This window comes from Kordiimonas sp. SCSIO 12603, assembly GCF_024398035.1.
In the GTDB taxonomy this organism is placed as follows: domain Bacteria; phylum Pseudomonadota; class Alphaproteobacteria; order Sphingomonadales; family Kordiimonadaceae; genus Kordiimonas.
In genome coordinates this window covers 2,547,638-2,559,554 of sequence record NZ_CP073748.1, presented here as the reverse complement: position 1 = coordinate 2,559,554, position 11,917 = coordinate 2,547,638, and the positions used below count along the sequence as shown (strand labels likewise).

Sequence of the window (11,917 nt, the reverse complement as noted above, 5' to 3'; positions counted from 1 at the left end):
AAGCGTATGCTTCGGGGCTTTTGATTTCATATCTCTAATTTTAACCGTTAGGTCCGGTAGGGTTGCCATTGTTACCGTTTGGACCTTGTTGCCCACTGAAGGTGCCCACGGTTCCAAACAATTGTTGGAAGAAACTTAGGTGGCGGCCCTTAGTAGGTGTTTTACCTGGCGCAGGGTTAATTGAGCGTGTGTCAGACATATCGAAGTTGTTAACATTTTCTACAACGCCGCGGTCATTAAATGTAATTGCCAGCACTCGGTGATCTACTGTTTCTGGCCAAAAAATTGGCCGAACACGCATGCGGGATGAGACATAATACCAAGTTTTATCATCAAAAAGCGCGGGAATGGTAGGTGAGCCAAGTGTTGAATTCACAGACTGGCGGTTATCTACACCTGGTGCAATAGCATCAGCTAATTCATTATCGAAAAAATAACCACGATTTTCGCGAGCATTACCACACGCTGAAACAGCAATACTGGCTGCTACGCAGAAGCCTAGCGTAACATGCTTTTTAAACGAACTCGGTGCTGTTTTAGTCATTCAACAAAATCCCACACTTTTCCCATTAGGTATATTAGTGTTTTTACTAGCTGTTCCCATTGCGCTGCGCAAGGCTCCATGTTAGAGCGAGCACAATTAATTTCATTGCCGCCTGAAAATTGTAGATCAAATGCGGCAAGATAAAGGTAATTGCCATGTTTAAACGTCTTTTTGCTAAAAAAGCGATCAAAGTTGAAGCTTACCGAGTTTATAGTGAACTTGTTGGCCAGGCGAGAAACGCTGTTTTCTATGAAGGATATGGCGTGGAAGATACGATTGATGGTCGTTTTGATATGATTCTATTACACCTTTTTTTAGTAGATCATAGGCTTGAGCAGGAAGGTGACGATTATATTGAGTTCCGCCGTTTTATTCAGGAAGCAATGGTAAGCGATCTGGATCGCTCCTTCCGTGAGCTGGGCGTGGGCGATATGAGCGTTGGCAAAGAGATGAAAAAGGTAGGTGCTGCATGGCTTGGCCGTAGCGCTGCTTATAAGGCTGCTCTTGAAAATGAAGACGAAGAACGCCAACTAGATCAAGTGGTAATGGCAAACATATATCGAGATAATCAGGATAAAGATGTAAGCTTAATGGTAAGTTATATCCAACGTTCTGTAGAAACGCTAAAGAATACAGTGGTTGAAAGCTTTGAAACCTGTAGCTTTAACTTCCCTGATCCGACTGTTTAAAGGCTCCCGATGACAAAAAAAAATAACCTGACCCTTTCCCTTAAAGCTTCAGAAATTGATGGCAATGAGAAAAGCTATGCCATTGAAGCAACTGGTGATCAAAAGAGTATTCTTGTTGAACGCTTTAATCTTGTGTCTTTGTCTACTTTTAGTGCTGAAGTTACCGTTAAAAGCAAGGCTGATATGGATGCTGTTCTGCTTGAGGGGCATATCGATGCAGAGTTGGAACAAGCATGTACTATCAGTTTAAAGCCAGTTGCAGAAACTGTATCTGAGAATTTCTCTCTCCTTCTGGTAAGTCCGGAAATGGCAAACAGTATGGATGAAGATGAAGCTTATCTGGATGTGGATGCGCCTGACTATGATGCACTCGAAGGTGATATTGTTGAAGTAGGTGAGCTTGTTGCGCAGACACTGGCAATTTCCATGAATCAATATCCACGTGCTGAAGGCGTAGAATTGAATGTATCTGCGTCTGCGAACGTATCAGTGAATGAAGCTGAGCTGGAGAAGCCGAACCCTTTTGCTGCCCTTGGTAAGCTGAAGGACCAATCTTGAACAAAAAAATAAAAACGTTATTGTTCGTATAAATATAACGGTGTGAGCTGTAGGTTATTGGGGTGTAGCTCACCTCAAAAAGTGCATACTTTGCGCATAAGATAGGAATATTTGTGGCTAAGACTATTACCATCGCTGTTGATGCAATGGGCGGTGACCATGCCCCTGATATGGTGATTGAAGGTGCCGCGAAAGCGCGTACTTTATATCCGAATACCAAGTTTTTGATGTTTGGTGATGAAAAGGCAATCATGCCACACCTTTCAAAATACCCTGAGCTGAAAAAGGCCAGTGAAATTGTACATACCCATGAGATTGTTTCTTCAGATATGAAGCCTTCACAGGCGCTTCGAAAAGGGCGTAAATCTTCTATGGGGCTTGCTATTCAGGCTGTGAAAGATGAAAAGGCCGATGTTTGTATTTCTGCTGGTAACACTGGTGCATTGATGGCATTAGCCAAGTTTATGCTACGTACTATGCCTGGTATTGATCGTCCCGCACTTATTTCTCCACTTCCTACCTTGCGCGGTGAAAGTGTAATGCTTGATTTGGGCGCGAATGTTGAGTGCGATTCAAATAACCTTGTGCAGTTTGCAATTATGGGGGCCGCTTACGTTCGCACCGTGCTTGGGCTTAGCAAACCATCTGTTGCCCTGCTTAACGTTGGTGTTGAGGATCTGAAAGGCAAAGATAGCATTAAAGCCGCGGCAGATGTACTCAAGGAAAGTACACATCTACCAATGACCTTCACGGGATTTGTTGAAGGTAATGATATTGCAAACGGTGAAGTTGATGTTGTTGTGACAGATGGTTTCACGGGTAACGTGGCGCTTAAAACCGCCGAAGGTACTGCTCGTTTGGTTACTGACCTTTTAGGTCGGGCGTTCCGGTCATCTTTCCTTACAAAGCTTGGTTATTTACTGTCAAAACATGGCTTACGTTCACTTAAAGATCATTTAGACCCCAATAATCATAATGGTGGTGTGTTCCTTGGGTTGAATGGTCTTGTAATGAAAAGCCATGGCGGAGCGAATGCACAAGGTTTTGCATCCGCTTTAACGTCCGCGATTGATATGGCGCAAAATGATCTCACTCGCTTAATCAGTGAGGATTTACATGAGATTGGCGTAGAGGAAGAAACAAAGCCATAAAATCGGTTTTGTTAAATGTGTGTTTATAGTTGAGTTATATTATATGCAGTGAAAGGTCAGCATTCCTGTATAAGCCTTTAAAAAGCTTGCGCATTTACTAGTGTTAGATTGACAGAATGCAAACCTTTGGGTAGCATTTGTGTAGAGTTTTTTTAACTTTAATCATTGAATGGTGAGGGTGCCATGTCAAACCAGACACTAACTAGAGCTGATTTAGCTGAATCTGTATATGAAGAAGTGGGTCTTTCCCGTAATGAATCTGCAGACTTGGTAGAGAGCATTTTGGATGAAATTGCGGACTCTTTGGTTAAGGGCGATAATGTGAAGATTTCCTCCTTTGGAAGTTTTCTGGTTCGTTCTAAAAATGGCCGTGTAGGGCGTAACCCAAAAACTGGTGAAGAGGTTCCTATTGAACCACGCCGGGTACTGGTTTTCCGTCCAAGTCAGGTAATGAAAGACCAAATTAACTCAGATAACTCATAGAGTTTTGGAGTTTCTATAATGGCTGAAGATTCTGCCACGGGCCGTGATAAAAGCGGCAAGGGGCGTGAAGCCTTTCGTACAATTTCAGAAGTTGCAGAATATTTAGATCTGCCGCAGCATGTGTTGCGGTTTTGGGAAAGCAAGTTCGCTCAAATCAAACCTTTGAAAAGAGGTGGGAACCGACGTTACTATAGGCCGGAAGATGTTGAGCTGATTACTGCTATTAAACAGCTGCTTCATGTGGACGGTTATACTATCCGTGGCGTTCAGAAATTATTTAAAAGTCAGGGTGTTAAGGCAACTATCGCCTTAGCTAAAGGCGAGAATGAGCCACTGACTGTAGATGCTATTCTTGAAAAGCAAGAACAAGTGTCACCCGCATCTATGAAACAACCCGTGGAACAGCAAGCTAAACCAATAAGCTCGTCTGATGATAAACGAATTTCTTCCGTGTTAAGTCAATTAAAGGCATTGCGAGCAAAACTGGATTAGTTTTTCTTGGATACTTTGTAGGCGCAACGTCTTGCGCCTGCCACTATATGTTCTGATCTTTCGACAAAAGCTTCATCTTCAAAAAGTTTTTGAAATAACTGAAGTTCCTGAGAGCATATACCACTGCAGGACTTGGCTGCTTCACAGATAGGGCAGTGATTTTCAATGAAGAGCAAATCACCGTCTTCTGTGGTTACATCAGCCATATACCCTTCACTTGATCGCGCTTTCGCGAGGGCAACTAATTTCTCCGATAGATCATCAGCTTCAGCCATTGCTTCCTTGTAAGTTTTTTCTTGTTTTGTTGATCGGTGATCCAGCAATTGGAGCAGGGCATCACCACCAAGTACATCGCGAATACCAGAGATCAGATCAAGCGATAGATCCCTGTGTGCATCTTGAAAATAGACGTTTGATTTCTCTGTCAGCCGCCAATATTTCGCGGGCCTCCCTCTACCAGACGCGACAGAAATACACTCAACAGCGCCTTCTTCTTGCAGTTGGTATAGGTGTTGGCGGACTGCCATCGCAGTCAAGTTCAGCGGTTCTGATAGCTCGTCAGCGCGCGCTTTTCCCTTGATTTTCAACTCTTTCAGAATCGTTTCGCGTGTACTCATTTCCATCTCCTGAATTTTATTTAAAGTTTTTACTTGAAAAAATCAAGCTGAACCCACAGTTTATTAATTAAAGTTTTTTATTTAATTAATGGAGGCTGAAAATGGGACAGGAAATACTCTTTATCGCACGGGCTAAACTTATCGCTGAAAGGCTTGACCGTGACCGCGCAGATATAGCCACGTCGCAGGCTGAAGAGGAGGGAAACCGTGACAAATAACAATTGGGAAAATCTCGGCAGCCTTGAAGAATTATTGGTTGAAGATAGAGCAGTCGTAAAATTAGCGGGTAAGCAGATTTTGATTATAGCTGCCGATGATGGGCTTTATGCCATTGATAATCGGTGCCCACATGAGGGATACCCTCTTAAGGAAGGTTCGCTGAAAGAAGGATGTATTCTTTCCTGTAACTGGCATGGTTGGACTTTTAACCTGAAAGATGGTGTACCTCTTATGGGGCGGGATCCTGTTCGGACATATCCGCTTAAAGTTCGCAATGGAGAGCTTTGGCTTGATATGACACCGCCTTCCAAAGAGGAGATGATCAGGAAACTCGAGGCCGACTTTGAAGACGCTTTGAATGATCATGATTATAGCCGACTAGCTCGGACACTGGCTCGCGGTGCGAAAGCAGGACAGCCATATGAAGCTTACGCTGTTTCAGCGCTCCGGTGGAGTGAAGATAAGATTGAACGAGGGTTTGGCCATGCACACGCTGGACTTTCTGACTGGATTGATTTGGCAGGAAACGATGATGATCTTCGACTGGTAGCATTTCTTGAAGCCACAGGGCATTTTTCCTGGGACGGGTTACAGAGCCGCCCCGCCAAAGCCGGCCTCGCAATCGAATGGGGCATAGAAACTTTCCGCAAAGCAATTGCAGATATGAATTTTGAAATGGCTGTGGGTTTATGTGAGGCTGCTTTTGATGAAGGGTTAAGATTTGCTGATCTAAAGCCGGTTTTCTTAGATCAGGTATTTAAGCATTACTCAGCATTCGGTCATTCAGCTATCTATGTTGTTCATGCTGAACGGTTAATTGAACAACTTGGCAGGAGTGTTGAGCGAGGCTTGGCTATTCAGTTTGTACGTCATCTATGTGGTGCTGCAAGAGAAGATTTATTACCAGAATTCAGACAATTCGCCTCCTTTCTTAATAGCAATTGGCCACAAGAAAATAAGCAGGCATTATCATTTTCAGGATTATCAGTTAATGCGGTTATGGGGGCTGTTGTTCAATCTGATCAACCTTATGAAGAGCTTTGGGAACAGCTTTTGCTAGCTGCCGCAGAAAACATGCTGAGTTTTGATGTAAATTTACAAAATGCAATTGAACAACCTATAGCCCGCAACATTGGTTGGCTTGATTTTACTCATGCGATTACCTTTGCTCGGGCAGTTTATGTTCATGCAACGGCAGAAAATAAATATTGGCGATCAGGGCTTTTGCAGATGGCTTGCTTTGTAGGTAGAAATAAACCTTTTCTTACGGAAACCACATTCGACAAATGGAAAGTGGACGATCAGAAATTATTTATGGCTCAACAAAAAGCCAACCTTTTCAATATGGATTATGGTGAGTACATTTATTCAGTTCACCGATTGAAGATGGTGTGTGCTGTTGAGTGCTTACTTGATCTTGTTTCGCAAGATACGGCCGATAGATTATTGGCGGCACTTAATCGTTACCTACATTCTTATTTGAGGCAGAAAGCGCCCGCGAGAGAAGCATATCAGGCTAAATTTCATGTAGAACGAGAATAAGGTAAAAACTTAATTTGCCATATTGCGTACTTCTATGTCGCTCGTTATATTCGCCGGCATCCAGAAGATAACTCTGAAATCGGGGAGTAGCGCAGTCTGGTAGCGCACTACACTGGGGGTGTAGGGGCCGCAGGTTCAAATCCTGTCTCTCCGACCAATAAGAACCGCTATGGCTTGGCTATAGCGGTTTTTGTTTGACCAAATACTTCTTCAATTCTAAATGTTTAGAGTGAAATTTTAAGAAGTGGTGTGCGCCGTGGCCAAATCGTGCGGATCATGTTCTGAGTGCTGCATTATCCTTGCTGTCGAATTCCCTAATTATCTGAAACCACCTGCAACCAGGTGTAAGCATATTCGCGCCTCTGGCGGGTGCGATAGTTACCGTAAGCGGCCAGAAGGGTGTAGGAATTATGTGTGTTCCTGGTTAGAGGTTGATGCTATGCCAGATGCGTGCAGGCCTGATAAACTGGGTGTGATGTTTCGGTTCGCACAAGATGAGGGATCCTGGAATCCTTTTGAAAAAAGTTATGTAATTGCGAATACCAATAAAACTCCTGAAGCATTTTATAGCGATCTTGCGAAAGCCAGCTATCAGATGTTTTGGAATGGTGGCGTCCCCGTTTGGCTTCAGTTAAAGGAAGATAAGGTTCTAGTTGATGAAGTTGGCAGGGAAATACCTCCATCAAAGTTGGCACATTTTGAAAAGAAGTTAGGCGTTCAAGGGTAGTTTCATGATGGAAATGATAGAACATTTGCTCCCACTTGTTGGGGCAGGGATGGTTGCTGGCTTTCTAGCAGGGTTGCTTGGTATCGGTGGTGGAATTGTCACCATTCCAGCTCTCTTTATCGTTTTCGATAGTATTGGTGTGCCTATTGAGTGGCGTATGCATGCGTCAATCGCAACATCACTTGCGATCATTGTCGCAACTAACCTTTCGAGTGTAAGAGCTCACCATAAAAAAGGTGGAGTTGAATGGCCAATTGTTAAAGATTGGTGGTGGGCAATTGCTGTTGGTGCAGTTGCAGGTGCTTTTTTTGCGAAAACACTAAAAACAGAAGAGCTTATTTATATTTTTGCAGGACTAGCCGCTTTGCTTGCTCTCAAAATGTTGTTACCACTGGATAAATACAAACTGGGTGAAGATTTACCTTCTGGTGTATTTCGTTACTTGAATCCAGGGATCATTGGCTTCTTTTCGGCGGTTATGGGAATTGGTGGGGGCAGCTTCTCTGTACCGTATCTTACACTCTATAATATTCCTATCCAGAAGGCCGTTGGAACGGCTTCGCTGATAGGGTTGGTTATTAGTGTTTCTGGTGGTTTGGGATATCTATTTGGTGGGCTAAATGTAGCAGATTTGCCGTCCGGGATGGTTGGTTTTATCCATATTCCATCCCTTGTTATAGTGGCGATAGCGGCTGTGGTGTGTGCACCATATGGGGCCAAAGTTGCTCATGCCATACCAAAAAGACTGTTGAGTATAGCCTTTGGTTTGTTTCTTGTGTTGGCTACCGTCAGATTATTGATGTCCGTTTAACATTGCACCGCAGCAAATATTTGGCTAGGTTCCCGGCAAAACAATAAGGACAATAACCTGTCAGTTGCTAAAGGACTGGGCCCCATGACACAAGAAGGCTTAAAACTCGCTTCAGAGTTTGATCCAGCTTCAGATGAGGCATGGCGCGCGCTTGTTGAAAAGACCCTTAAGGGTAAGGATTTCGACCGTGCTATGATCTCCAAATCGTATGACGATATCAATATTCATGCACTTTATACCAAAGACACGATGGTGCAGGGCTCGCGGCCTGAAAGCCGACAAGGTGAGTGGCAGATATTAGCCGCGCATTCAACCCCGGATGCAGGGAAGACCAATCAGGCTATTCTTGATGATCTAGAGCGTGGAGCCAGTGCGCTTTCTCTTAAAGTCGCTTCCGGGGCAACACCGGGAATAGCGGTAACCGAATTAGGTAACGCTTTGGAAGGTGTTTACCTCAATATGGTTGGCTTCTCACTCGTGCCTGGTGAGGAATATTCTGCTGTATCTAAGAATTTCCTGGGACTTCTCAAAAAGCGAGCTTACAAGGCTGAAGAAGTAAAAGGCTGTTTAGGTATTGATCCGATTGGGACTCTCGCACAAACAGGGCGTTTGCTTCAGCCTATGGATGAAGCGTTAGCCACGGGTGTTGAGGTTGCTGAAGATTATGCTGAATATCAGCATGTGGCGGCCTTTATGGCAGACAGCACTCCGTACCATATGGCTGGTGCTACTGAGGCGCAGGAAATTGGCTTGATGTTATCTACAGCGGTTTCATACTTGCGCTCCATGGAAACAGCAGGCCTTGAACTGTCTGATGCTGCGAAAAATATTCACTTCACTGTGGCTGCTGATGCAGATGTCTATATGACTGTATCGAAGATCAGGGCAGCGCGGTTGCTTTGGCAACAGGTTCTAGAAGCTTGCGGTGTTAAAGATACCAAGATGAATATCACTGCGGCTGGTTCTGCACGTATGATGACGGTGCGTGATCCTTGGGTGAATATGCTTCGCGGTACGACAGCTTGTTTTGCGGCGGCCGTGGGTGGTGCTGATACCATTTGTATTATGCCACATGATGCGCTCATCGGTATGTCCAGCGGCTTCGCACGCAGGATCGCCCGTAATATCCAAATTGTCCTGCAGGAAGAAAGTAATCTTTCCAAAGTGGCTGATCCTGCTGCTGGCGCTTATGCTTTTGAAACTATTACGTCTGACCTTTCTGCAAAGGCGTGGGCGTACTTCCAAAGCCTTGAAGCAAAAGGTGGTGTAACGCCACTGCTGGCCAGTGGTGATTTGAAAGAGGAATTGAATACTGCGTGGGAAAAGCGCCGTATAAACCTTTCAAAGCGTAAAGACGCTGTAACAGGTGTTTCTGAATTCCCGCACATTCACGAAGACACTATAGAGGAAGTTGAAGCTTTTGCTGAAGTAATGGCTGATTTGAAACCAGCCGTATGTGAAGCTGATCCGTTACCAAATCACCGTCTTGCTGAGGATTTTGAGGCGTTACGTGACCGTAGTGATGCAATGCTGCAATCAAGCGGTAAACGCGCTCAGGTGTTTGTTGCAAATCTTGGCACACCGGCTGATTACACAGCACGTTCAACATTTGCGAAAAACTTCTTTGAGGCTGGCGGTATTGAAGCTGTTCAAAGTGAAAATATCGCTACTGCTGATGATGCTAAAACAGCATTTGAAAAATCAGGTGCTGAATTTGCTATTCTGTGTTCAAGCGATAGTCAATATGAAGCAATGGGAGAAGCCGTTGCTACGGCACTGAAAGACGCCAAGCATGTTTACTTAGCAGGTAAGCCTGTAAACGGTGACGCGTTGAAAGCAGCGGGTGTTGAAAGCTTTATCTTCATGGGCTGTAATGTGCTCGCAACACTACAAAATGCCTATGATATAATGGGAGAAAATTCATGAGCCGTATTCCTGATTTCTCCAACGTTAGCTTTGCCCCAAAAGCTTCTGCATCAACAGTATCTGGTGAAGCTTGGGCGACACCAGAAGGTATCGCTGTAAAACCACAGTATGATGCAAATGATATTGCCGAGCTTGACTTTCTAGATACTCGTCCCGGTGTTGCACCGTTCCTGCGCGGTCCATATCCAACAATGTATGTGACACGTCCTTGGACTATTCGCCAGTATGCTGGCTTTTCCACCGCTGAGGATTCAAACGCGTTTTACCGCCGAAATCTAGCTGCCGGTCAGAAAGGCCTTTCTGTAGCATTCGATCTGGCGACACACCGCGGTTATGATAGCGATCACCCCCGTGTGGCTGGCGATGTTGGTATGGCTGGTGTGGCGATTGATAGCATTTATGATATGCGCACGCTTTTCAGTGGTATCCCGCTAGATCAGATGTCAGTATCCATGACAATGAATGGCGCTGTACTGCCGATCCTTGCGCTCTATGTAGTAGCGGCAGAAGAGCAGGGTGTAAGCCCTGAAAAGCTGAGCGGTACTATTCAGAATGATATCCTGAAAGAGTTTATGGTGCGGAACACTTATATTTACCCGCCGTCGCCTTCCATGCGCATCATCTCTGATATTTTCGCCTATACATCAGAGCATATGCCGAAATTTAATAGTATTTCTATTTCCGGTTATCACATGCAGGAAGCTGGCGCGACAGCTGATCTTGAGCTTGCCTATACGCTGGCGGACGGTGTGGAATATATCCGGGCTGGTGTGAATGCTGGCCTTGATGTTGATGCATTTGCTCCGCGCCTCAGTTTCTTCTGGGCGATTGGCATGAACTATTTCATGGAAGTTGCCAAAATGCGTGCTGCGCGTATGCTTTGGGCAAAGCTTGTGAAACAGTTTGAGCCTAAGAATTCAAAATCTCTATCCTTGCGTACACATTGCCAGACCTCAGGTTGGTCGCTAACTGCGCAGGATGTGTTCAATAACGTGTCTCGTACATGTATTGAAGCACTCGCCGCGTCTCAGGGGCATACGCAAAGCTTGCACACGAACGCTCTCGATGAAGCGCTGGCGTTGCCGACAGATTTCTCGGCGCGTATTGCTCGGAACACTCAGCTGTTTATTCAGCAGGAAACAGGTACGAACCGTGTGATTGACCCATGGGCAGGCAGCTATTACGTCGAGAAGCTAACGGCAGATCTGGCTGAAAAAGCATGGGCGCACATTCAGGAAGTTGAAGCTGAAGGTGGTATGGCGAAAGCTATTGAAGCTGGTATCCCGAAACTCCGCATTGAAGATGCTGCAGCCCGCACCCAAGCGCGTATTGATAGTGGCCGCCAGACAGTGGTTGGCGTAAATAAATACCAACTTGATGAAACCGAAGATATTGATGTTCTCAAAGTTGATAACAGTGCCGTACGTGCGGCACAGCTTGAAAAGCTTGCGAAACTTCGTGTTGAACGTGATCAGACAGAAGTTGAAGGCCATTTGAATGCGCTTTCAAACGCCGCGGAAAGCGGTGAAGGTAACCTGATGGCGCTGGCAATTAACGCTGCACGTGCGAAGGCCACTGTTGGTGAGATTTCTGATGCGCTTGAAAAAGTGTATGGTCGTCATAAAGCGGAGATCAGAGCGGTGACAGGTGTTTACAGAGCGGAAGTTGGTAAGAACAACCCAGCGGTTAAGCGGGTTCATGAGCTAGTTGATGCTTTTGAGGAAAATGATGGCCGTCGCCCACGTATTCTTATCGCAAAAATGGGGCAAGATGGTCACGATCGTGGCCAGAAGGTAGTTGCTTCTGGATATGCGGACCTCGGTTTTGATGTTGATATCGGACCACTGTTCCAAACACCAGCTGAAGTGGCACGTCAAGGCGTTGAAAATGATGTACACGTGATCGGTGCTTCATCCCTTGCTGCTGGTCATTTAACACTTGTGCCTGAACTTAAAGCAGAGCTTGCAAAGCTTGGCCGTGAAGACATTATGGTAATTGCAGGAGGGGTTATCCCGCCGCAGGATTATGATGCGCTGTATGAAGCTGGTGCAGAGGCTATTTTCCCGCCGGGTACGGTTATTACGGCTGCTGCAGAAGAACTTCTTGGTAAGCTTAGCGATAAGCTTGGTTACAGCGAATAAAGCATAGGAAAATGCTA

Annotated in this window: 12 protein-coding genes and 1 tRNA gene; 11 read left to right on the top strand and 2 right to left on the bottom strand. The window is 45.2% G+C overall.

Going from position 1 to position 11,917, the window contains the following annotated elements:
- Window positions 1–40: 40 nt before the first annotated feature.
- Window positions 41–544: an outer membrane protein assembly factor BamE gene (locus KFE96_RS11880; protein WP_247020190.1), complete on the bottom strand. Its 504-nt coding sequence runs from the start codon at window positions 542–544 to the stop codon at window positions 41–43.
- 155 nt (window positions 545–699) lie between these two features.
- On the opposite strand from KFE96_RS11880, the gene KFE96_RS11875 reads away from it, so the two are divergent.
- The 5 genes from KFE96_RS11875 (at window position 700) to KFE96_RS11855 (ending at window position 3,917) form a co-directional block, all read left to right on the top strand.
- The gene (locus KFE96_RS11875) at window positions 700–1,233 is read left to right on the top strand and encodes a ubiquinol-cytochrome C chaperone family protein (RefSeq protein WP_255832780.1); all 534 of its coding nucleotides are present in this window, start codon (window positions 700–702) and stop codon (window positions 1,231–1,233) included.
- A 9-nt stretch (window positions 1,234–1,242) separates the two neighbouring features.
- Window positions 1,243–1,791 (top strand): DUF177 domain-containing protein, encoded by a 549-nt coding sequence (locus tag KFE96_RS11870; RefSeq protein ID WP_255832779.1) that lies wholly within the window; start codon window positions 1,243–1,245, stop codon window positions 1,789–1,791.
- Between the two features lie 113 nt (window positions 1,792–1,904).
- The gene (gene plsX, locus KFE96_RS11865) at window positions 1,905–2,942 is read left to right on the top strand and encodes a phosphate acyltransferase PlsX (protein ID WP_247020184.1); all 1,038 of its coding nucleotides are present in this window, start codon (window positions 1,905–1,907) and stop codon (window positions 2,940–2,942) included.
- Window positions 2,943–3,125: 183 nt separating this feature from the next.
- Window positions 3,126–3,425, top strand: coding sequence for an integration host factor subunit alpha (locus tag KFE96_RS11860; protein WP_247020182.1), 300 nt, complete (start codon window positions 3,126–3,128; stop codon window positions 3,423–3,425).
- Between the two features lie 18 nt (window positions 3,426–3,443).
- Window positions 3,444–3,917, top strand: a complete 474-nt coding sequence (locus KFE96_RS11855; protein ID WP_255832778.1) for a MerR family transcriptional regulator — start codon at window positions 3,444–3,446, stop codon at window positions 3,915–3,917.
- Here KFE96_RS11855 and KFE96_RS11850 read toward each other — a convergent pair.
- A complete protein-coding gene (locus KFE96_RS11850; RefSeq protein ID WP_255832777.1) occupies window positions 3,914–4,534 on the bottom strand; it encodes a metalloregulator ArsR/SmtB family transcription factor in 621 nt (206 codons plus the stop codon). The genes KFE96_RS11855 and KFE96_RS11850 overlap by 4 nt on opposite strands.
- 207 nt (window positions 4,535–4,741) lie before the next feature.
- Between KFE96_RS11850 and KFE96_RS11845 the strand changes: the two genes are divergently transcribed.
- The 6 genes from KFE96_RS11845 (at window position 4,742) to scpA (ending at window position 11,900) form a co-directional block, all read left to right on the top strand.
- Complete coding sequence (locus tag KFE96_RS11845; RefSeq protein ID WP_255832776.1) at window positions 4,742–6,295, top strand: Rieske (2Fe-2S) protein; 1,554 nt, start codon at window positions 4,742–4,744, stop codon at window positions 6,293–6,295.
- Window positions 6,296–6,375: 80 nt separating this feature from the next.
- Window positions 6,376–6,452: transfer RNA gene (locus KFE96_RS11840), tRNA-Pro, on the top strand.
- A gap of 255 nt (window positions 6,453–6,707) precedes the next feature.
- Complete coding sequence (locus KFE96_RS11835) at window positions 6,708–7,022, top strand: hypothetical protein (protein ID WP_255832775.1); 315 nt, start codon at window positions 6,708–6,710, stop codon at window positions 7,020–7,022.
- 4 nt (window positions 7,023–7,026) lie between these two features.
- On the top strand, window positions 7,027–7,833 hold the full coding sequence (locus tag KFE96_RS11830; protein ID WP_255832774.1) for a sulfite exporter TauE/SafE family protein: 807 nt from the start codon (window positions 7,027–7,029) through the stop codon (window positions 7,831–7,833).
- 84 nt (window positions 7,834–7,917) lie between these two features.
- Window positions 7,918–9,759, top strand: a complete 1,842-nt coding sequence (locus KFE96_RS11825; RefSeq protein ID WP_255832773.1) for a methylmalonyl-CoA mutase family protein — start codon at window positions 7,918–7,920, stop codon at window positions 9,757–9,759.
- The gene (scpA, locus tag KFE96_RS11820; RefSeq protein ID WP_255832772.1) at window positions 9,756–11,900 is read left to right on the top strand and encodes a methylmalonyl-CoA mutase; all 2,145 of its coding nucleotides are present in this window, start codon (window positions 9,756–9,758) and stop codon (window positions 11,898–11,900) included. The genes KFE96_RS11825 and scpA overlap by 4 nt, the downstream gene beginning before the upstream one ends.
- Window positions 11,901–11,917 lie beyond the last annotated feature (17 nt).